The organism is Pseudomonas sp. SB113, assembly GCF_040754745.1.
GTDB classification, from domain to species: Bacteria; Pseudomonadota; Gammaproteobacteria; order Pseudomonadales; family Pseudomonadaceae; genus Aquipseudomonas; species Aquipseudomonas grimontii.
Map to the genome: position 1 here is coordinate 84,298 of NZ_JBFMHW010000014.1, position 20,171 is coordinate 104,468.

Below are 20,171 nucleotides of genomic sequence, written 5' to 3' on the forward strand. Positions count from 1 at the left end.
AGTGTCAGCGATAAAACAACCGATACCCCACCTGCCCCACCGCCTCGTTGATCAATTGCCCGCTTTGCCACACCGACTTAAACTCCGGCATCCAGCCGCCCAGCGGCCGGGCGTTGTCCACGCCCAGGAACCCCACCGGCGCCGGCACCACGGTGAAGCCGGCCTTTTCAAAACTCCACACCGAACGCGGCATGTGCCAGGCCTGGGTCACGACCACCACACGCTTGATGCCCTCGGGCAATAGAATCTCGGCACTCATCTGCGCGTTTTCCCAGGTGGTGCGGCTGCGCTCTTCCTTCCAGCGCACAGCAACGCCGAAGTCATCCTGCATCGACACCGCCATCAATTGCGCCTCGCTGGGCGGCGTGCCGTAATGCAGGCCACCGGTCGTCAACACCGGCAGCCCGGAGGCCTTGGCCAGTCGCGCGGCATACCGCTGGCGCTCCAGGCCGATGCCGGTCGGCTGATCAGAACCCCATGCCGGGTCGCCGCGCTCGCGGCCCGAGCCCAGCACCACAATGGCGTCGGCGCGCTGGGCCAGGGTCGACCAGTCTTCATGCGCCAACGGCGGCTCGGTCTCCAGGGTCCGCGCGCCCCACTCCACCGCCACCGGCAGGCTGATAAACCACATGCCACCAAACCCCAGGGCAAAGCAGCAACCGGCCAACCGTGGGCGACTGCGACGAAACCACCAGGCAAGGGCCAGCAGCAGCAAAAGAATGCCGGGCGGCAGGAGCAGTTGTTTGATGAAATAACGAATAGGCATCGGGCATCTCCAAAGATGCCCGAAGCCTAAGGTGTAACGGGGTTTAGCGACAATCTTTACAGTGACATGGCGCGACGGTGTGGCTCAGGGGAATGAACTACTTGAAGCGGGCGGACCGGAGTCTTTCCGGGCCACGACCGGCTGACAAGTCCTTGAGCCACACCACCTTGGCTGAGTGCGTAGGCTCTTTGGCTGGCGGGGTTGCCACCCAAGGGGGCGCACTGCGCTTATTACGTTCCAGGTAAGCTTTGATCAGTTCCAGCTCCGCACGGCTCAAACCGCGCAGTTCCAACTCTACAGGCCGCTCATCACGCAATCGGCCCGCGGTCCTCGCTGCATCCAATGCACGACCCAATCGGTCGATCAGTCCTTCGTAGACGTCCGGTTTCGATGCGATTCGCTGCGATTCAACCATCCCCTCACCTCATTGAAGAAAGACTTGCTCCCCAATAAACAGCGTAGTCCCCGTGGCTGCGCCTGCCCGGCGCCGCGACAGACGGCCCTTGCCGCGCAATCAGGGTTTCCCTCGATAGAGTGGGGTCATGTATGCTACGGCGCTTCCTGTAACTCCACTTCCCGCAGGGTTTGGGCACGGACGCGCCGCTTTTTGGTGTCGAACAACCTGAACGTTGCACCGAAGAGGATTAGGCCACCCCTATTCAGTTCAAAAGTAGCCATGCACGAACAATATCAGCCCCGTGAAATAGAAAATGCCGCCCAAACCTTCTGGGACGAGCAAAAGTCCTTTGAAGTCAGTGAACAGCCAGGCAAGGAGACTTTCTATTGCCTGTCGATGTTCCCTTACCCCAGCGGCAAGCTACACATGGGGCATGTGCGCAACTACACCATCGGCGACGTGATTTCCCGCTACCAGCGCATGCAAGGCAAGAACGTCCTGCAACCGATGGGTTGGGACGCCTTCGGTATGCCGGCGGAAAACGCCGCGATGAAAAACAACGTGGCCCCCGCCAAGTGGACCTACGAAAACATCGCCTACATGAAGACCCAGCTGCGCAGCCTGGGCCTGGCGGTGGACTGGTCCCGCGAAGTCACCACCTGCAAGCCGGATTACTACCGCTGGGAACAATGGCTGTTCACGCGCCTGTTCGAAAAAGGTGTGATCTACAAAAAAAGCGGCACCGTGAACTGGGACCCGGTCGACCAGACCGTACTGGCCAACGAACAGGTGATCGACGGTCGCGGCTGGCGCTCCGGCGCGCTGATCGAAAAGCGCGAAATCCCGATGTACTACTTCAAGATCACCGCCTACGCGGATGAACTCTTGTCGAGCCTCGACGATTTGCCGGGCTGGCCTGAACAGGTCAAGACCATGCAGCGCAACTGGATCGGCAAATCCAAGGGCATGGAAGTGCAGTTCCCCTACAACGTCGACTCCATCGGCGAAGCGGGCGCACTCAAAGTCTTCACCACCCGTCCGGACACCCTGATGGGCGCGACCTACGTCGCCGTGGCCGCCGAGCACCCGCTGGCCACCCAGGCCGCACAGAACAACCCTGAGCTTGCAGCGTTCATCGCCGAATGCAAAGGCGGCAGCGTGGCCGAAGCCGACGTCGCCACCCAGGAGAAAAAAGGCCTGCCGACCGGCCTGTTCGTCGAGCACCCGCTGACCGGCGAGAAGTTGCCGGTATGGGTCGCCAACTACGTGTTGATGCACTACGGTGATGGCGCAGTAATGGCTGTGCCGGCCCACGACGAGCGCGATTTCGAATTCGCCACCAAGTACAACCTGCCGATCAAGTCGGTGGTGCGCACCAGTTCGGGCGACACCAACCCGGCCCCGTGGCAAGACGCCTACGGCGAGCACGGCACGCTGATCAACTCCGGCGAGTTCGACGGCCTGGACTTCGCCGGCGCCTTCGACGCCATCGAAGTCGCACTGATCAAAAAGAACCTCGGTGCCTCGCGCACCCAGTTCCGCCTGCGCGACTGGGGCATCAGCCGCCAGCGCTACTGGGGCTGCCCGATCCCGATCATCCACTGCGAAACCTGCGGTGACGTGCCGGTGCCGGAAGATCAACTGCCGGTCGTCCTGCCGGAAGACGTGGTGCCGGACGGCGCCGGTTCGCCATTGGCACGCATGCCTGAGTTCTATGAGTGCAGCTGCCCGAAATGCGGCCAGCCTGCCAAGCGCGAAACCGACACCATGGACACCTTCGTCGAGTCCTCGTGGTACTACGCTCGCTACGCGTCGCCGCACTATGAAGGCGGCCTGGTGGAAAAATCCGCGGCCGACCACTGGTTGCCGGTGGATCAGTACATCGGCGGTATCGAACACGCCATTCTTCACCTGCTATACGCGCGCTTCTTCCACAAGCTGATGCGCGACGAAGGCCTGGTGAGCTCCAACGAGCCGTTCAAGAACCTGCTTACCCAGGGCATGGTGATCGCCGAGACCTACTATCGTCGCGAAGCCAATGGCGCCTACACCTGGTTCAACCCGGCGGACGTCGAGCTTGAGCGCGACAGCAAAGCCAAGGTCATCAGCGCCAAGCTGATCGCCGACGGCCTGCCGGTGGAAATCGGCGGCACCGAGAAGATGGCCAAGTCGAAGAACAACGGCGTCGACCCTCAGTCGATGATCGATCAGTTCGGCGCCGATACCTGCCGCCTGTTCATGATGTTCGCCTCGCCGCCTGACATGAGCGCCGAATGGTCCGACTCCGGCGTCGAAGGTTCGCACCGCTTCCTCAAGCGCGTCTGGCGCCTGGCGCACGCCCATGTCAGCCAGGGCCTGCCGGCCAAGCTGGACGTGGCGTCGTTGAGCGACGAGCAGAAACTCATTCGCCGCAGCACCCACCTGGCCATCAAGCAAGCCAGCCAGGACGTGGGCCAGAACCACAAGTTCAACACCGCCATCGCCCAGGTGATGACGCTGATGAACGTGCTGGAAAAAGCCCCGCAGGCGACCGAACAGGATCGCGCGCTGGTGCACGAAGGCCTGGAAACGGTCACCCTGCTGCTGGCTCCGATCACCCCGCACATCAGCCATGACCTGTGGAGCCGCCTGGGCCACAGCGACGCGGTCATTGATGCGCGCTGGCCGGTGCAGGATGACAGCGCCCTGGTACAGGACACGTTGCAACTGGTGATCCAGGTCAACGGTAAACTGCGCGGCCAGATCGACATGCCGGCCAGTGCCAGCCGTGAAGAAGTCGAAGCGGCCGCACGCGTCAACGAGAACGTGCTGCGCTTTACCGAAGGCCTGACGATCCGCAAAGTGATCGTGGTGCCTGGAAAACTGGTCAATATCGTCGCTAGCTAATCGGATCGGGCGCAGGGCTTGAGCCCTGCGCCGAACAAAGCCTTCAGGGCCTCGATAAGGCCCACATGGTTTCAAGGGGAGCAACAAAATGATCAAACGCAATCTGCTGGTTATGGGCCTTGCCGTACTGCTGAGCGCTTGCGGCTTCCAGCTGCGCGGCACCGGCACCAATGACCTGACGATCAAGGAACTGGACCTCAGCGCTCGCGACGCCTACAGCGAGACAGTAACCCAGCTGCGCCAGGTCCTGGAAAACAGCGGCGTGCACGTCTACACCGGTGCGACCTACAAGCTGTTCCTGGCTAACGAGAAAGAAACCCAGCGTAACCTGAGCTACGCCAGCGCCGGGCGCGCGTCCGATGTCGAACTGAGCACGGTGCTCAGCTTTGAAATCCAGGGCCGCGATCACCTGCCATTGATGAATGACGACATTCAGGTGCAGAAGATTGTCAGCCACGATGGTAACAACCTGGTGGGTTCGGACTCCGAAATCATCCAGGTGCGCAAGGAGATGCGTCGCGAGCTGGTGCAACGCATGGTCCTGCGCCTGTCGCTGCTCACCCCACAACAGCTGGAAACCTTGCAGCAACGCGCTGACGACAAGGCCAAGGCCGATGCCGACGCGCTGAAAGCCGCGAAAGAGTACGAAGACAACACGCCGAAACAATCGCCTGTTGAAGTACCTGTCGAGTAAGCCAGACGGGGCGCCCCAGGCGCCCCGTTCGCCCTGCCTATGAAACTCGCCCCCGCCCAACTCGCCAAACACCTGCAAGGTGGCCTCGCGCCTGTCTACATTGTCAGCGGCGATGACCCGCTGCTGTGCCAGGAAGCCGCCGACGCCATTCGCGCCGCCGCGCGCCAGCAAGGCTTCGATGAGCGCCAGGTGTTCAGCGCCGACGCCAGTTTCGACTGGGGCACGTTGCTGCAAGCCGGTGCAAGCATGTCGCTGTTCGCCGAAAAACGCCTGCTGGAGCTGCGCCTGCCGTCGGGCAAGCCCGGCGATAAGGGCGCGGCTGCACTGATGGAATACTGCTCGCGGCCCGCCGAAGACACGGTGTTGCTGATCAGCTTGCCCAAGCTCGACGGCAGCGCGCAGAAGACCAAGTGGGGCAAGGCCCTGGTGGATGGGGCGCAGACCCAGTTCATCCAGATCTGGCCAGTGGACAGCAATCAGTTGCCGCAATGGATTCGCCAGCGCCTGTCCCAGGCGGGGCTGTCCGCGACACAGGATGCAGTGGAGCTGATCGCAGCGCGGGTCGAAGGCAACTTGCTTGCCGCCGCCCAGGAGATCGAAAAGCTCAAGCTGATGGCCGAAGACGGGCAGATCACCGTCGAGACCGTCCAAGGCGCAGTAGCAGACAGTGCACGTTTTGACGTGTTCGGGCTGGTGGATGCGATCCTCAACGGTGAGCCCGCCCATGCCCTGCGCATGCTCGAAGGCCTGCGCGGCGAAGGTGTGGAGCCGCCGGTGATTCTCTGGGCCCTGGCTCGTGAGCTACGAGTATTGGCCAATATTGCCCTGCAATACAGCCAAGGCACGCCGCTGGACAAATGCTTCAGCCAGGCTCGGCCACCGGTGTGGGACAAGCGCAAACCCCTGATGAGCAAAGCCCTGCAACGGCACTCGGCGCCACGCTGGGCACAGCTGTTGCTGGAGGCACAGCGCATTGATGCACAGATCAAGGGCCAGGCGGCGGGCTCGCCGTGGATGAGCCTCAGCCGTTTGTCGCTGTTGATGTCCGGACAGCGCCTTACATTACCTGCCGAATAACTCCTCCCTTAAAAACGCTGCAAAGCCCCTCCCACATTTTTGATTACGTTTACAATTCATGGGCTTTACAGCGGCCTAACTTCGGCAGATTATTTGCGCCGCATCCCCCCTATCAAGAGCATCGACCATGAGCAAAAAGCCATCCAAGCATGGCCCCAACAAGGCCAAATCCATCATCGCCCAGCCACTGTTCCGCAGCCGTCAGGAACGCGCCGGCAAGGGCAAAGGCAGCTACCGCCGCGAAGCCTTCCAGTCTAATAGCTGGGAGGCTTCTTACTTTCTGGCTGCCTGAAGGCAAGCGCCCCTCTGGCATGATAAGGTCTGTGCCTGATTTGTAATTCCTGGACCTGTGCATGCCCTCTTGTCTTTCCCGTCGTTGGCACCTTCGCCAATTGATCGCTGCCTCCAGCCTCATTCTGCTTGTCGCCTGCGCGGAAAAACCCACCGCCGCCGACGCCCAACCTCTGCCGAAGCTCCAGACCGCACCGGTGGCAGCACCTGCCGTCGTGGCCCCTCTGGCCGTGGACAATCTCGACATCCAACCGACCCAGACCTTTGCTGAATGGCAGGCTGGCTTTCGCGCGCAAGCCCTGCAGGCGGGCATCACTGCCGCTGTTTTCGACACTGCATTCGCCAATGTCACCCCCGACATGGCGGTGATCCGCGCCGACCGCAGCCAGCCGGAGTTTTCCCGCCCGGTGTGGGAATACCTCGACGGCGCCCTGTCGCCCGTGCGCGTACGCAATGGCCAGGCGCTGCTGGTCAAGTACGCCGACATCCTGCAAAACATCGAGCAGCGTTATGGCGTCGACCGCCAGGCGCTGGTCTCGGTGTGGGGCATGGAGAGTAACTTCGGCCAGTTCCAGGGCAACAACTCGGTGATCCGTTCCCTGGCGACCCTGGCCTATGAAGGCCGACGCCCGGCCTTTGCCCAGGCACAATTGCTGGCGGCGTTGCAGATCATCCAGCACGGCGACATCGCCGCCGACCAGATGAAGGGCTCCTGGGCCGGGGCCATGGGCCAGACCCAGTTCATTCCGACCACTTACAACACCCACGCGGTGGACTTCGATGGCGACGGTCGCCGCGATATCTGGAACAGCCCGGCCGACGCCCTTGCGTCCACTGCGCACTACCTGCAAAGCTCCGGCTGGCAGAAAGGCCAACCGTGGGGCCTTGAAGTGCAGCAATTGCCGGCGAACTTCGATTACGCCCTGGCCGACGGCGGCGTGCGCAAGAGTATTGCCGACTGGCTGAAACTGGGCATTCAGTTGCCACCGGGCGCGAGCATGCCGCCGAACGTCGACCAACTTTCAGCCGCCCTGCTACTGCCGGCAGGCTACCGTGGCCCGGCGTTCCTGGTGCTGGATAACTTCCGCGCGATCCTCAAGTACAACAACTCGTCGTCCTATGCACTGGCGGTGGGCCTGCTGTCGGAGCGCTTTGGCGGCGGTGGTGTGATTCGTGGCGACTGGCCAAAGGATGAACTGCCGCTGAGCCGTTCCCAGCGCATTGACCTGCAGACGGCGTTGAGCGCCAACGGTTATGACGCGGGCAACCCGGATGGAATTATCGGCGCCAACACGCGCAAGGCGATTCGGGCGGCGCAGCAGGCACTGGGCTGGCCGGCAGATGGGTATCCGACGGTGAAGTTGCTGGAGTCGCTGCAAAACCGATAGATCCGCGCATGGCGACTATCGAAATCGGGGGCAAGCCCCCTCCCACATTTGACCGTACGCGGCCCCTGTGGGAGGGGGCTTGCTCCCGATTTCGATTTAGCCGGCAAAATCAGACTCAGGCTTTGAATACCACATCCTGCTCCAACACCAGCCGCCGCTCCCCCGCATCCAGCCGCACCAACGCGCCCATCGGCAGCGTCAGGTTCGGATCGCAGTGCCCGCTGCGCCAACCGGCCAGCACCGGTACGCACAGCGGCTCGAACGTCTGCTTCAGCAGGCGCTCCAGCGCAACGTTATCCACACCCGCCACATCTCCTACCAGCACACCGGCAACCTGGGCCAACTTGCCCGCCAGACGCAGATGGGTCAACAGGCGGTCGATGCGGTAGATCGGTTCGTTGACGTCTTCGATAAACAGGATGATGCCTTCAGCGTCGATTTCGTAAGGCGTGCCCATGACCGCCGCAATCATCGACAGGTTACCCCCCAACAAGCGCCCACAGGCAATGCCAGGCTCGATCGTGGTCAGCGGGTACGCTACCGGGTGCGCAAGCACACTGCCAGCGCCCAACTGGCCGCGCAGAAGGCTGAACAATGACGACTCGGTAGGTTGTTGCTTGTCGCCGAGCAGGTCGGCATTGAGCATCGGGCCGTGGAAGGTCACGAAACCGGCGTAACGGTTGATCGCCAGGTGCAGGGCGCTGATGTCGCTATAGCCGACGAACGGCTTGGGATTGGCACGCAGCAGGTCAAAGTCCAGCGCGTCGAGCAGCCGCGGTGTGCCGTAACCACCGCGCAGACAGAAGATAGCGTCGATGTGCGGATCGGCGAAGGCGGCATGCAGGTCACGCAGGCGCACGGCATCGCTGCCGGCGAGGTAGCCGTCGCGTTCATAGACACCGGGGGAAATCCGCAGATCGTAGCCGCGCGTACGCATCCATTGGCCAGCCTTTTCAACGTCCAGCACGGCGGGGCCGGCGGGGGCGATCAGGGCGATGGTGCCTTCAGAACGAAGGGCTGGAACGGCGGCGGTCATCTGAGAATCTCCCTATCTAACGCTGAAACCAATGTGGGAGGGGGCTTGCCCCCGATAGCGGTGGATCAGCCAGCACATGTAGCGACTGACATACCGCAATCGGGGGCAAGCCCCCTCCCACATAAGCCCACTCCCACACCGGGTCTGAACCCCGATCAGGAAACCAGGCTAGCCTTGACCAGCTTGGCCTGTTCGTCGGCGTGGTACGAAGAGCGTACCAGCGGGCCCGAGGCGACGTTCTTGAAGCCCATCTTGTAACCTTCCTCGGCGAACCAGGCGAAGGTGTCCGGGTGCACGAAACGCTGCACCGGCAAGTGGCTGCGCGACGGTTGCAGGTATTGGCCCAGGGTCAGCATGTCGATGTCGTGTTCGCGCATGCGCTTCATGACTTCGATGACTTCTTCATCGGTCTCGCCCAGGCCGAGCATCAAGCCGGATTTGGTCGGGATGTGCGGCATCATCTGCTTGAATTTCTGCAGCAGGGTCAGCGACCACTGGTAGTCCGAACCTGGACGCGCGGCCTTGTACAGGCGAGGCACGGTTTCCAGGTTGTGGTTGAACACATCCGGCGGCTCGGCAGCGGTGATTTCCAGCGCGACGTCCATGCGGCCACGGTAGTCCGGCACCAGGGTCTCGAGCATCACGTTCGGCGACAGTTTGCGGATTTCGCGGATGCAGTCGGCAAAGTGCTGGGCACCGCCGTCACGCAGGTCGTCGCGGTCTACCGAGGTGATGACAACGTATTTGAGTTTCAGGTCGGCGATGGCGATGGCCAGGCTTTCCGGCTCATTGACGTCCAGTGGCTTCGGCCGGCCATGGCCGACGTCGCAGAACGGGCAACGACGGGTGCAGATGTCGCCCATGATCATGAAGGTGGCGGTGCCGCCGGAGAAGCATTCACCCAGGTTCGGGCAGGACGCTTCTTCGCACACGCTGTGCAGCTTGTGTTTGCGCAGCAAGGCCTTGATACGGTCGACTTCCGGCGAAACCGGGATGCGCACGCGAATCCAGTCGGGCTTTTTCGGCAACTCGGTGGTCGGGATGATCTTGACCGGGATGCGTGCAACCTTCTCGGCGCCGCGCAGCTTGACGCCGGCTTCCACCTTGGCACGCGGGGCCGGGGCCGGACGCTCGGTGATGTCCAGCGTCGGGATCATGGTTTGCACTGCATCAGTAGTCATAATCAGTCGATTCCGCCCGTGAGGGTCGTCTGCTCAGCATAGTCGAGGTGTTTGACGAGCTGCGCACGCAGCCGGGCACTTACCTCGGCAAATTTAATCGGTGTGGCGTGGTCGCTCAGTTGGGTCATCGCCAGCCCGGCATAGCCGCACGGGTTGATCCGCCGAAACGGTGCCAAGTCCATGTCCACATTCAAGGCAAGGCCATGAAATGAACAACCGTGGCGAATCCGTAAACCGAGGGACGCGATTTTCGCGCCCTCCACATACACACCGGGTGCATCGGGCTTGGCCGCGGCGCTCACGCCGTAACTGGCCAACAGCTCGATCAGGCAAGCCTCCATGCGGCTCACCAGGTCGCGCACGCCAAAACCCAGCTTGCGCACGTCCAGCAGCAGGTACGCCACCAGTTGACCGGGGCCATGGTAAGTCACTTGACCACCTCGGTCGACCTGCACCACCGGAATATCCCCCGGTAGCAGCAGATGCTCGGCCTTGCCGGCCTGCCCCTGGGTGAATACCGGCGGGTGTTCCACCAGCCAGATTTCATCCGGGGCCGAGCTGCCGCGTTCGTTGGTGAAGCGTTGCATAGCATGCCAGACAGGCTCGTAGTCCATCCGGCCGAGCTCGCGAAAGCCCAGGACCTGTGACATCACAACACCATGTGCACGAAGCCGGTGGCCCGCAGTTCGCTGTTGATGTCGTAGAGCTGGTCTTGACCCGTCGCAACAATGTGCAACTGGATCGTGGTGTATTTACCGTTGGTACTGGAACGCTCGTCCACACGGTTGTCATTGACCGTCGCGTGTTTACGCACGATATCAATGATCTTGTCTTTGTTGCCCACACCGGTGTCGCTGATCACCTTGACGGGGTAATCCGTCACGGGGAATTCGATCTTTGGCGCCTTTACTTCTTTATCGGTCATGGCAGAACGGCCTCGTAAGCGGTAAGCCGTGGCGACGGCAAAGCCCCGCGTCGGATCAACGCGGGGCTTTGCAGGTGCACACAATCAGTTGAACAAGCCGTAGAAGAATAGACGGATGCTATCCCACACGCGGCGGAAGATACCACCTTCGTCGACGGCGTCCAGCGCGATCAGGTCGGCGCTGTGCACCACCTTGTCGTCCAGCTTGACTTCGACTTTACCGATCACGTCGCCCTTGGCGATTGGCGCAACCAATTGCGGGTTCATGGTCATGCTGGCAGCGAGCTTTTTCAGCTGGCCTTTAGGCATGGTCAGGGTCAGGTCTTCAGCCAGGCCGGCCTTGACTTGCGAGGTCGCGCCTTTCCATACCGGCGCGGTCGCCAGTTCAGCACCCTTCTGGTAGAAGGTCTGGGTTTCGAAGAAGCGGAAACCGTAGGTCAGCAGTTTTTGCGTTTCGGCCGCACGGGCCTGCTCGCTGTTGGTGCCGAAGACGACGGCGATCAGGCGCTGGCCATCACGTACCGCGGACGACACCATGCAGTAGCCGGCTTCGTCGGTGTGGCCGGTTTTCAGGCCATCGACGGTCTTGTCGCGCCACAGCAACAGGTTGCGGTTAGGCTGCTTGATGTTGTTCCAGAAGAATTCCTTCTGGGAGTAGATCGCGTAGTGCACCGGGTCGACACGAATGATCGCGCGCGCCAGGATCGCCATGTCATGAGCCGACGAATAGTGCTCAGGGTTTGGCAAACCCGTCGGGTTCATGAAGTGGCTGTTGGTCATGCCCAGGTCGGCCACGGTTTTGTTCATCATGTCGGCGAATGCGTCTTCGCTGCCGGCGATGTGCTCGGCCAGGGCGACGCTGGCGTCGTTACCGGACTGGATGATGATGCCGTGCAGCAGGTCGCTCACGGTGACTTGCGAGCCCACCTTGATGAACATCCGCGAACCGCCGGTACGCCAGGCGTTTTCGCTGACGGTCACCGGGTCGTTTTCGCCGATCTGGCCGCGACGGATTTCCAGGGTCGCGATGTAGGCGGTCATCAGCTTGGTCAGACTGGCCGGTGGCAGGCGCTGGTCACCATTGCTCTCGACCAGCACGTTGCCACTGGCGGCGTCCATGAGGACCCAGGACTTGGCGGCCAGTTGCGGTGAAGCCGGTACCATTTCCACCGCCCAGGCGGCCGGGGTGATGATCAGCGAGATAAGCAGGCACGTGCGTTTGGCTAAGGTGGTGATGTTCATCCGTCTCTCGAAATTGCTTATGGAAACTTGCCCTCGCGGGCAAAACTTATTCAGACAGCCCGCTACCAGACTGTCGCGTGTTCGGTTGCCCGCTCACCCCTTGCCCCTGGGTTTTATTGTTCAACGAGCCAACAACCAGGGTTCAGGCCCGCATGCGAGCCTCAACCATCAATTTATTATTCGGCAGTGACCACGCTGGGTTGCCCCAGGTTAGCCAGACGCACACTGTTCTGCACTTGCGCAACCTCGCTCGGCGAGCCGATCGGGCCCATACGCACACGGTGCAGGGTTTGCTGGTTACGCACGATGGAGCTGATGAACACCGGCGCGCTGACCATGCTGCTGAGCTTGGACCTTAACAGTTCTGCCGCATCCGGGTTGGCGAAAGCGCCCACTTGCAGGTATTGCCCGCCCGCGACGGAAGCGCCTGGTGCCGCATGAGGCACGACCACCGTATCCGGGGCGTGCTGCTGCGGTGGCGGTGTCCATTGTTCGATCTTGCCGGTGGATGCCGTCACCTGCGGCTGCGCACTCTGCGGCTCGTTGAGCATCAACGGCGCGGGCTTGCCACGCTGGGCCCAGTACTGCGCCGGATCGATGCCTTCGACCTTGACCCGTGCGGTACCGGTTTCGGCATAGCCGAGTTTTTTCGCGGCGGCGTAGGACAAGTCGATGATGCGATCCGAATAGAACGGCCCACGGTCGTTGACCCGCAGGATCACCGTGCGGTTGTTGTCCAGGTTGGTCACGCGAACATAGCTGGGCAGCGGCAGGGTCTTGTGGGCAGCACTCATGCCGTACAGGTCGTAGACCTCGCCGTTGGCGGTGTTCTGGCCATGGAACTTGGTGCCATACCAGGACGCCGTGCCCGATTGCACGTAGGTCTTGGAGTCCTGCAACGGGAAGTAGGACTTGCCCAGCACCGTATAGGGGTTGGCCTTATACGGGCCGGTGTGCAGGGTCGGCGTGGCATCAGGGATCTTCGACACGTCGACATCCCACCACGGCGCGCCGTCTTTGTGCGCGCGGTTGATGTCCAGTCCTGGCTGGGAACGCACAGCGGTGCCGCCGGATTTCTGTACCGGGCCACGGCTGGTGGAACAACTGACGACCAGCAGGGACAACGCGGCGAACGCCACCAGCTTGAGCGGTTGATTGAACGGCGATGCCCGCATTACTTGTTGCCCCGTGCTTGGACCAGCATGTCTGACAGCTGATGCACGGCCATGGCGTACATCACACTGCGGTTATAACGCGTGATTGCGTAGAAATTCTTCAGGCCCATCCAGTATTCAGGGCCATTTTCGCCTTCGAGGCGGAACGCCGTCACCGGCATATCGTCGCGTGGCGCATTCTGACTCGACCAGCCCAGCGCCCGCAACTCCCCGACAGTCTTGACCGGCTCGATGCCCTGGGTCAGGCCTTCATCGGCACGTTCCCCCGTGACATCCGCGCGGATCACTACCGGCTCGCCACCGACCCAGCCATGGCGCTTGAAGTAGCTGGCCACGCTGCCGATGGCATCGTCCGGGTTGCTCCAGATATTGATGTGGCCGTCGCCGTCGAAATCCACCGCGTAGGCGCGAAAGCTGCTCGGCATGAACTGCGGCAAGCCCATCGCACCGGCGTAGGAACCCTTGAGGGTCAGCGGATCGACCTGCTCTTCGCGGGCCAACAGCAGGAACTCTCGCAGTTCCTTGCGGAAGAAGTCGGCGCGCGGCGGGTAATCGAAGCCCAGGGTCGACAACGCGTCGATCACCCGGTAGCTGCCGGTATTGCGCCCGTAGAAGGTTTCAATGCCGATAATCGCGACAATCACCTGGGCCGGCACGCCGTACTCCTGCTCGGCGCGGGCCAGCACGGCCTCGTGCTGGCGCCAGAAGTCCACACCTCGGGCTACGCGGGCGTCGGTGAGGAACATCGGGCGATATTCCTTCCACTGCTTCACGCGCTCGGCGGGGCGAGAGATGGCGTCGAGGATCGTCTGCTTTTTCTGGGCTTCGCGGAACACGCCCATCAGCTGTTCACCGGCAAAACCGTAGTCGCGGGTCATTTCACCGACGAATTCGGCGACCTGGGGTGAGCCATCGTAGTCACCGGCCTGCGCCTCGTGCGTTGCCCCCAGCAGCCCAATCAGGCCCATCCAGGACGCATGCCGAGTCGCCCAGCCGCGCATTACTTGCATTGACATCTTCACCTTATTCAAACCTGTGCGATCCACTTGCGATGCGTATGAATCGACATCAAAACCCCAAACGCTGACAGCAATGTCACCAGCGAAGTTCCGCCGTAGCTAATGAACGGCAACGGCACCCCAACCACCGGCAGCAGGCCACTGACCATACCGATGTTGACGAAAACGTAAACAAAAAAAGTCATGGTCAGGCTGCCGGCGAGCAATTTGCCGAACAGCGTCTGCGCCTGTGCAGTAATGACCAGGCCACGCCCGATCAGCAGAAGATAGATCAGCAACAGTGCGCAGATGCCCACCAGGCCGAACTCTTCGCCCATCACCGCAATAATGAAGTCAGTGTGGCTCTCGGGCAAAAAGTCCAAGTGCGACTGGGTGCCCAGCAGCCAGCCCTTGCCAAATACACCGCCGGAACCGATGGCCGCCTTCGACTGGATAATGTTCCAGCCGGTGCCGAGCGGGTCGCTTTCCGGGTCGAGGAAGGTCAGGATCCGCTGCTTCTGGTAGTCGTGCATAAAGAAGAACCACATCGCCACGGCCACCGGTACCGCCGCCGCCAGTACGCTGAGGATCCAGCGCCAGCGCAACCCGCCCATGAACAGCACGAACGCACCGCCGGCCAGAATCAGCAGCGACGTGCCGAGGTCAGGCTGGCGCACGATCAGAATGAACGGCACCCCGATCAGGATCAGACTGATGCCCACGTGCTTGAGCTGCGGCGGCAAGGTACGCTTGGACAAGTACCAGGCGATAGTCGCCGGCATCAGGATCTTCATGAATTCCGACGGTTGGAAGCGAATCACCCCCGGAATGTTGATCCACCGGGTCGCGCCCATGGCGTTGTGGCCCATGACGTCCACCACCACTAGCAGCAACACCCCGGCCACATAACCGAGCGGCACCCAGCGCGCCATGAAACGCGGCTCCAGTTGGGCGATCACGACCATGGATAACAGGCCCAGGCCAAACGAAGAAGCCTGCTTGATCAGCAAGTCCCAGTTCTTGCCGCTGGCCGAATACAGCACGAACAGGCTGCCGGCCGCCAGGGTCAGCAGCAGGATCAGCAACGGGCCGTCAATGTGCATGCGCTGCAGCAACGTCGCACGGCGACGCATCACATCCTCGCTGGAGAGGATGCGGTCAAAATTACTCTTCACTGGCCGTAACCTCGGGGGTTGAAGGGGGGCCGCCATATTCGGGCTTGAGCCTGCCGTCGTCGGCCAGCAACCAGGCGTCCATCACCTGACGCACTACCGGCGCTGCCACACCGGAGCCGGACTCGCCGTTCTCGACCATCACCGCCACCACGATTTTCGGGTCGTCGGCCGGGGCAAAGCCGACAAACAAGGCGTGGTCACGGTGACGTTCCTGGACCTTGGAGCGGTCGTATTTCTCGCCTTGCTTGATCGCGACCACCTGGGCGGTACCACTTTTGCCGGCGATACGGTATTGCGCACCGATCGCCGCCTTGCGCGCGGTACCGCGTGCGCCGTGCATCACCTGCTGCATGCCGTGGTTGACCTTGGTCCAGTCGGACGGGTCGCGCAGCACGATGTCGGGGATCGGGTTTTCATCCAAAGGCTTTTCGCCTTCGATCGTCCGGGCCAGGTGCGGGCGGTTCCAGATGCCTTTGTTGGCCACCAGCGCCGTGGCCTGGGCCAGTTGCAAAGGCGTGGCCTGCATATAGCCCTGGCCGATGCCGAGGATCAGGGTTTCGCCTGGGAACCACGCCTGACGGCGGGTCGCACGCTTCCACTCCCGCGATGGCATCAAGCCAGGGGATTCTTCGAACATATCCAGGGAGACTTTCTGACCGAGGCCGAACTTGCCCATGTAGGCGGACAAGCGGTCGATCCCCAGCTTGTGGGCCAGGTCATAAAAATAGGTGTCGTTGGAACGCATGATCGCGGTATCCAGGTCGACATAACCGTCACCGGTACGGTTCCAGTTGCGGTATTTGTGATCGTAGTTGGGCAGCATGTAGTAGCCCGGGTCGAATACCCGGCTGGACGCTGTGACCACGCCCGCGTCCAGGCCGGCAATCGCCACCGCCGGCTTGATGGTCGAGCCAGGCGGGTACAAGCCGCGCAACACACGGTTGAATAGCGGCCGGTCGATGGAGTCACGCAACTCGGCGTAGGCCTTGAAGCTGATCCCGGTCACGAACAGGTTGGGGTCGAAACTCGGCTGGCTGACCATCGCCAGGACTTCGCCGGTCTTCGGGTCCAGCGCCACCACCGCGCCACGCCGACCACCCAGGGCCATCTCGGCGGCTTCCTGCAGCTTGATGTCCAGGCTCAGGACAATGTCCTTGCCCGGCACCGGGTCGGTACGCTTGAGCACCCGCAGCACGCGGCCGCGAGCATTGGTCTCGACCTCTTCGTAACCCACCTGGCCATGCAACTCGGGTTCGTAGAAACGCTCGATGCCGGTCTTGCCGATATGGTGGGTGCCGCTGTAATTGACGGGATCGAGGCTTTTCAGCTCTTTCTCGTTGATCCGTCCCATATAGCCGACGGAGTGGGCGAAGTGCGGCCCTTGCGGGTAATGGCGCACCAACTGCGCCACCACTTCCACACCCGGCAGGCGGAACTGGTTCACCGCGATCCGCGCGATCTGCTCTTCGGTCAGCTCGAACAGGATCGGCACCGGCTCGAATGGCCGACGCCCCTGCTTCATGCGTTTCTCGAAGATCACCCGGTCTTCCGGGGTCAACTGCAGCACCTCGACGATCACATCGAGGACCTGTTGCCAGTCGCCGGAACGCTCGCGGGTCATGCTCAGGCTGAAGCTGGGCCGGTTATCCGCCACCACCACGCCATTGCGGTCGAAGATCAGCCCACGGGTCGGCGGAATCGGCTGCACATGCACGCGGTTGTTTTCCGACAGCGTGGAGTGGTAGTCGTACTGGATCACCTGCAGGAAATACAGGCGCGCAATCAGCACGCCGATCAACGCCACCACCATGATCGCGCCAAACACCACCCGCGCGCGTACAAGACGTGCGTCTTTCTCGTGGTCCTTGATGCGGATCGGCTGGGTCATCGGGAGGGGCGCAGATTATTTGTGGTAAGGGTGCCCGGACAGAACTGTCCAGGCGCGATACAGCTGTTCACCGATCAGGATCCTAACCAACGGGTGCGGCAGCGTCAGCGCCGACAGCGACCAGCGCTGGTCCGCCCGCGCACAGACTTCCGGCGCCAGCCCTTCGGGGCCGCCGACCATGAAGTTGACGGTGCGCGAGTCCAGGCGCCAGCGATCCAGTTCCACCGCCAACTGTTCGGTGCTCCAGGATTTGCCGTGCACTTCGAGGGTGACGATGCGCTCGTTGGGGCCGACCTTGGCCAACATGGCTTCGCCTTCCTGACGGATAAAGCGCGCCACGTCGGCATTCTTGCCCCGGGTGTTGAGCGGTATTTCCACCAGTTCCAGCGACAGCTCGGCGGGCAGACGCTTGGCATACTCGTGCCAACCTTCTTCCACCCACTTGGGCATGCGTGAACCGACAGCAATCAGACGCAGGCGCACAGCCGTTCCTTATTCCTGGTCTTTGTTGAGCTTGTCGAAGTGCGCGTGGCCCACTTCCGGGCTGTGGTGCTTGCCATCGGCGGCACGGCTCTGCTCGGCGCCTTTCCACAGACGCTCGAGGTCGTAGAACTGACGGGCGTTGGAAGTCATCATGTGAACGATCACGTCGTCCATGTCCAGCAGCACCCAGTCGCTGTCGCCCTTGCCTTCTTCACCCAGCGGCTTCACGCCTTGGGCTTTGACGGCTTCGCGAACCTTGTCCAGCATCGCGCCGATCTGGCGGTTGGAGGTACCGGTGGCGATGATCATGAAGTCGGTGATGCTCTGCTTGTCGCGCACGTCCAGGACCTGGATGTCCTGGGCCTTCACGTCTTCCAGGGCAGCAACGGCGACTTTTACCAGCTCTTCGCCAGCCAGTTCCGGGCCAACGTGGGCTTCAACCGGCAGCGGGGCGCTTTTGAACGTGCCTTTGCGTTTTACTTTGCTTACGTCTTTGTTCGTCATAAAAAACTCGTTTTGCTCGTATGTTCGGGCGCTCGCTGCACGACTGTTCGTGCGTTCAAGCGCGCCTTTTCAGTTCGACGCACGGTAAAGCCCGTGCGCATCGATGTAGGCCAGGACCGCGTCAGGCACCAGGAAACGTACCGACTTCCCGCTGGCCAGCAGTTGACGGATCTGGGTGGCAGACACCGCAAGCGGGGTCTGCCAGACGAATGCAATATTCCCGTTCGGCCCGGTCAGGGCCAAGGGGTCACTTACCGACCGCGCGGCCAGCAGGTTGCGCAAGGCATCCGGCGGTTCGCTGTCGGCATCCGGGCGTTGCAAAACCAGGATGTGGCAGTGCTGGAGGAGTTCCTCCCAGCGATGCCAAGAGGGCAGGCCGCAAAATGCGTCCCAGCCCAAAAGCAGAAACAACTGGTCATCCGCGGCCAACTCGGCGCGCATCAACTCCAGGGTGTCGACAGTGTAGGACGGTTTATCGCGCTTGAGCTCACGATCGTCCACCACCAGCGGCGGTATACCCTCTACGGCCAGGCGTACCATTTCCAGGCGCTGCTGCGGCGACACCTGCGGGGTATCGCGATGGGGCGGCCGGAAATTAGGGATCAGGCGCAGCTCATCCAACGCCAAGGCATCCGCGACTTCCAGGGCACTGCGCAAATGGCCGATGTGCACGGGGTCGAAGGTACCGCCGAGCAGCCCGATGCGTTTAGCCATCAAGTGCGCACATGACCGTCGCCGAACACCACGTACTTCTCGCTGGTCAGGCCTTCCAGGCCAACCGGGCCGCGTGCGTGAAGCTTGTCGGTGGAGATGCCGATCTCCGCCCCCAGGCCATACTCGAAGCCGTCGGCAAAGCGCGTCGAGGCGTTGATCATCACCGAGGCGGAATCGACTTCGGTGAGAAAACGCCGGGCATCGCTGAAATGCTCGGAAACAATGGCGTCGGTGTGCTTGGAGCCGTATTTGTTGATGTGCTCGATGGCCTCGTCAAGGTCGTCGACGATGCGGATCGACAGGATCGGCGCCGTGTACTCGGTGTACCAATCCTCTTCGGTGGCTTCGATCACGTCCGCGCCCAACAGCGCACGGGTGCGCTCGCAACCGCGTAGTTCCACGCCCTTGTCACGGTAGATGGCAGCCAACGGCGGCAGCACACGCTCGGCAATGCCGACGTGCACCAGCAGGGTTTCCATGGTGTTGCACGGCGCGTAGCGGTGGGTCTTGGCGTTGTCGGCGATGCGGATCGCCTTGTCGATGTCGGCAGCGATGTCGATGTACACGTGGCAGACGCCGTCCAGGTGCTTGATCACCGGCACCTTGGCATCGCGGCTGACACGCTCGATCAGGCTCTTGCCACCGCGCGGCACGATCACGTCGACGAATTCCGGCATTGTGATCAGCGCGCCGACAGCGGCACGGTCGGTGGTTTCCACCACTTGCACCACTTCGGCCGGTAACTCGGCCACGGCCAGGCCCTGCTGGATGCAGGCGGCAATGGCGCGGTTGGAATTGATCGCCTCGGAACCGCCACGCAGGATGGTGGCATTACCCGACTTGAGGCACAGGCTCGCGGCGTCGATGGTCACGTTCGGGCGCGACTCATAGATGATGCCGATCACACCCAGGGGCACGCGCATCTTGCCGACCTGGATACCGGACGGCAGGTAACGCATATCGCGGATTTCACCGATGGGGTCAGGCAGCTTGGCCACCTGACGCAAACCTTCGATCATGTCGTCGATACGTGCCGGGGTCAGCGCCAGGCGGTCCAGCAAGGCGGGCTCCAGGCCATTGGCGCGGCCGTTGGCCAGGTCCAGTTCGTTGGCGGCGGTCAGCTCGGAGCGCGAAGCGTCCAGAGCATCGGCGGCGGCCAGCAGGGCACGGTTCTTCTGCGCGGTGCTCGCACGGGCGATCAACCGCGAGGCCTGACGGGCAGCGCGACCCAGGCGGGTCATGTAGTCAAGAACGGACTCAGTCATGGTCAGGGAGTCTTGGCAAAGAGGAAAGCGGCAGATTATAGCTGTGACGCCGCCCGACTGACAGCGGTGAGGGGCGGATGGTCGAA

General features: G+C 62.0%; 20 protein-coding genes. 5 read left to right on the forward strand and 15 right to left on the reverse strand.

The genetic code is table 11. The features are described from left to right. Positions 1–4: 4 nt before the first annotated feature. On the reverse strand, positions 5–766 hold the full coding sequence (locus tag AB1462_RS19035; protein ID WP_259194168.1) for a YdcF family protein: 762 nt from the start codon (positions 764–766) through the stop codon (positions 5–7). A 97-nt stretch (positions 767–863) separates the two neighbouring features. Next, positions 864–1,181 (reverse strand): hypothetical protein, encoded by a 318-nt coding sequence (locus tag AB1462_RS19040; protein ID WP_090401926.1) that lies wholly within the window; start codon positions 1,179–1,181, stop codon positions 864–866. A gap of 261 nt (positions 1,182–1,442) precedes the next feature. On the opposite strand from AB1462_RS19040, the gene leuS reads away from it, so the two are divergent. The 5 genes from leuS (at position 1,443) to AB1462_RS19065 (ending at position 7,499) form a co-directional block, all read left to right on the forward strand. Continuing rightward, the gene (gene leuS, locus AB1462_RS19045) at positions 1,443–4,049 is read left to right on the forward strand and encodes a leucine--tRNA ligase (RefSeq protein WP_259194167.1); all 2,607 of its coding nucleotides are present in this window, start codon (positions 1,443–1,445) and stop codon (positions 4,047–4,049) included. Positions 4,050–4,137: 88 nt separating this feature from the next. Next, positions 4,138–4,743, forward strand: a complete 606-nt coding sequence (gene lptE / locus AB1462_RS19050) for an LPS assembly lipoprotein LptE (RefSeq protein WP_090401922.1) — start codon at positions 4,138–4,140, stop codon at positions 4,741–4,743. A gap of 39 nt (positions 4,744–4,782) precedes the next feature. Further along, on the forward strand, positions 4,783–5,820 hold the full coding sequence (holA, locus tag AB1462_RS19055) for a DNA polymerase III subunit delta (protein WP_259194166.1): 1,038 nt from the start codon (positions 4,783–4,785) through the stop codon (positions 5,818–5,820). A gap of 127 nt (positions 5,821–5,947) precedes the next feature. Continuing rightward, positions 5,948–6,112: an alternative ribosome rescue factor ArfA gene (gene arfA, locus AB1462_RS19060; RefSeq protein WP_003176285.1), complete on the forward strand. Its 165-nt coding sequence runs from the start codon at positions 5,948–5,950 to the stop codon at positions 6,110–6,112. 61 nt (positions 6,113–6,173) lie between these two features. Beyond that, the gene (locus tag AB1462_RS19065; RefSeq protein WP_090401918.1) at positions 6,174–7,499 is read left to right on the forward strand and encodes a lytic murein transglycosylase; all 1,326 of its coding nucleotides are present in this window, start codon (positions 6,174–6,176) and stop codon (positions 7,497–7,499) included. A 115-nt stretch (positions 7,500–7,614) separates the two neighbouring features. Here the strand turns inward: AB1462_RS19065 and AB1462_RS19070 are convergent, their stop codons facing one another. From AB1462_RS19070 to AB1462_RS19130, 13 genes are all read right to left on the reverse strand, one after another. Beyond that, positions 7,615–8,535 carry an LD-carboxypeptidase gene (locus AB1462_RS19070; RefSeq protein WP_367247620.1) on the reverse strand — a complete coding sequence of 307 codons (921 nt, stop codon included), beginning with the start codon at positions 8,533–8,535 and terminating at the stop codon, positions 7,615–7,617. 155 nt (positions 8,536–8,690) lie between these two features. Further along, positions 8,691–9,692, reverse strand: a complete 1,002-nt coding sequence (gene lipA / locus AB1462_RS19075; protein ID WP_057444888.1) for a lipoyl synthase — start codon at positions 9,690–9,692, stop codon at positions 8,691–8,693. Positions 9,693–9,718: 26 nt separating this feature from the next. After that, positions 9,719–10,366, reverse strand: coding sequence for a lipoyl(octanoyl) transferase LipB (gene lipB / locus AB1462_RS19080; RefSeq protein WP_367247621.1), 648 nt, complete (start codon positions 10,364–10,366; stop codon positions 9,719–9,721). Continuing rightward, positions 10,366–10,641, reverse strand: coding sequence for a DUF493 domain-containing protein (locus tag AB1462_RS19085; RefSeq protein WP_090401914.1), 276 nt, complete (start codon positions 10,639–10,641; stop codon positions 10,366–10,368). The genes lipB and AB1462_RS19085 overlap by 1 nt, the downstream gene beginning before the upstream one ends. Positions 10,642–10,725: 84 nt before the next feature. Next, on the reverse strand, positions 10,726–11,883 hold the full coding sequence (locus AB1462_RS19090) for a D-alanyl-D-alanine carboxypeptidase family protein (protein ID WP_053138096.1): 1,158 nt from the start codon (positions 11,881–11,883) through the stop codon (positions 10,726–10,728). Between the two features lie 176 nt (positions 11,884–12,059). Further along, positions 12,060–13,058 carry a septal ring lytic transglycosylase RlpA family protein gene (locus AB1462_RS19095; protein ID WP_259194165.1) on the reverse strand — a complete coding sequence of 333 codons (999 nt, stop codon included), beginning with the start codon at positions 13,056–13,058 and terminating at the stop codon, positions 12,060–12,062. Continuing rightward, positions 13,058–14,068, reverse strand: coding sequence for a lytic murein transglycosylase B (gene mltB / locus AB1462_RS19100; RefSeq protein ID WP_367247624.1), 1,011 nt, complete (start codon positions 14,066–14,068; stop codon positions 13,058–13,060). Before mltB ends, AB1462_RS19095 begins: the two co-directional genes overlap by 1 nt. Before the next feature lie 17 nt (positions 14,069–14,085). Then, entirely contained in the window at positions 14,086–15,189 is a 1,104-nt protein-coding gene (gene rodA, locus AB1462_RS19105) for a rod shape-determining protein RodA (protein ID WP_050442794.1), read from the reverse strand. 31 nt (positions 15,190–15,220) lie between these two features. Further along, complete coding sequence (gene mrdA / locus AB1462_RS19110) at positions 15,221–17,119, reverse strand: penicillin-binding protein 2 (protein ID WP_090401911.1); 1,899 nt, start codon at positions 17,117–17,119, stop codon at positions 15,221–15,223. Between the two features lie 15 nt (positions 17,120–17,134). Then, positions 17,135–17,602, reverse strand: coding sequence for a 23S rRNA (pseudouridine(1915)-N(3))-methyltransferase RlmH (gene rlmH, locus AB1462_RS19115; RefSeq protein WP_064454284.1), 468 nt, complete (start codon positions 17,600–17,602; stop codon positions 17,135–17,137). Between the two features lie 9 nt (positions 17,603–17,611). Further along, entirely contained in the window at positions 17,612–18,106 is a 495-nt protein-coding gene (rsfS, locus tag AB1462_RS19120; protein WP_003176298.1) for a ribosome silencing factor, read from the reverse strand. Between the two features lie 69 nt (positions 18,107–18,175). Further along, positions 18,176–18,820, reverse strand: coding sequence for a nicotinate-nucleotide adenylyltransferase (nadD, locus tag AB1462_RS19125; RefSeq protein ID WP_065910068.1), 645 nt, complete (start codon positions 18,818–18,820; stop codon positions 18,176–18,178). Then, positions 18,820–20,085, reverse strand: a complete 1,266-nt coding sequence (locus tag AB1462_RS19130; protein ID WP_259194164.1) for a glutamate-5-semialdehyde dehydrogenase — start codon at positions 20,083–20,085, stop codon at positions 18,820–18,822. The genes nadD and AB1462_RS19130 overlap by 1 nt, the downstream gene beginning before the upstream one ends. Between the last annotated feature and the right edge of the window lie 86 nt (positions 20,086–20,171).

What these genes read in the sequence shown, in the direction of transcription:
- AB1462_RS19035 (WP_259194168.1), bottom strand. Translation starts at nt 766, where the DNA reads ATGCCTATTCGTTATTTCATCAAACAACTGCTCCTGCCGCCCGGCATT.
- AB1462_RS19040 (WP_090401926.1), bottom strand. Translation starts at nt 1,181, where the DNA reads ATGGTTGAATCGCAGCGAATCGCATCGAAACCGGACGTCTACGAAGGA.
- leuS (WP_259194167.1), top strand. Translation starts at nt 1,443, where the DNA reads ATGCACGAACAATATCAGCCCCGTGAAATAGAAAATGCCGCCCAAACC.
- lptE (WP_090401922.1), top strand. Translation starts at nt 4,138, where the DNA reads ATGATCAAACGCAATCTGCTGGTTATGGGCCTTGCCGTACTGCTGAGC.
- holA (WP_259194166.1), top strand. Translation starts at nt 4,783, where the DNA reads ATGAAACTCGCCCCCGCCCAACTCGCCAAACACCTGCAAGGTGGCCTC.
- arfA (WP_003176285.1), top strand. Translation starts at nt 5,948, where the DNA reads ATGAGCAAAAAGCCATCCAAGCATGGCCCCAACAAGGCCAAATCCATC.
- AB1462_RS19065 (WP_090401918.1), top strand. Translation starts at nt 6,174, where the DNA reads ATGCCCTCTTGTCTTTCCCGTCGTTGGCACCTTCGCCAATTGATCGCT.
- AB1462_RS19070 (WP_367247620.1), bottom strand. Translation starts at nt 8,535, where the DNA reads ATGACCGCCGCCGTTCCAGCCCTTCGTTCTGAAGGCACCATCGCCCTG.
- lipA (WP_057444888.1), bottom strand. Translation starts at nt 9,692, where the DNA reads ATGATCCCGACGCTGGACATCACCGAGCGTCCGGCCCCGGCCCCGCGT.
- lipB (WP_367247621.1), bottom strand. Translation starts at nt 10,366, where the DNA reads ATGTCACAGGTCCTGGGCTTTCGCGAGCTCGGCCGGATGGACTACGAG.
- AB1462_RS19085 (WP_090401914.1), bottom strand. Translation starts at nt 10,641, where the DNA reads ATGACCGATAAAGAAGTAAAGGCGCCAAAGATCGAATTCCCCGTGACG.
- AB1462_RS19090 (WP_053138096.1), bottom strand. Translation starts at nt 11,883, where the DNA reads ATGAACATCACCACCTTAGCCAAACGCACGTGCCTGCTTATCTCGCTG.
- AB1462_RS19095 (WP_259194165.1), bottom strand. Translation starts at nt 13,058, where the DNA reads ATGCGGGCATCGCCGTTCAATCAACCGCTCAAGCTGGTGGCGTTCGCC.
- mltB (WP_367247624.1), bottom strand. Translation starts at nt 14,068, where the DNA reads ATGCAAGTAATGCGCGGCTGGGCGACTCGGCATGCGTCCTGGATGGGC.
- rodA (WP_050442794.1), bottom strand. Translation starts at nt 15,189, where the DNA reads ATGCGTCGCCGTGCGACGTTGCTGCAGCGCATGCACATTGACGGCCCG.
- mrdA (WP_090401911.1), bottom strand. Translation starts at nt 17,119, where the DNA reads ATGACCCAGCCGATCCGCATCAAGGACCACGAGAAAGACGCACGTCTT.
- rsfS (WP_003176298.1), bottom strand. Translation starts at nt 18,106, where the DNA reads ATGACGAACAAAGACGTAAGCAAAGTAAAACGCAAAGGCACGTTCAAA.
- nadD (WP_065910068.1), bottom strand. Translation starts at nt 18,820, where the DNA reads ATGGCTAAACGCATCGGGCTGCTCGGCGGTACCTTCGACCCCGTGCAC.
- AB1462_RS19130 (WP_259194164.1), bottom strand. Translation starts at nt 20,085, where the DNA reads ATGACTGAGTCCGTTCTTGACTACATGACCCGCCTGGGTCGCGCTGCC.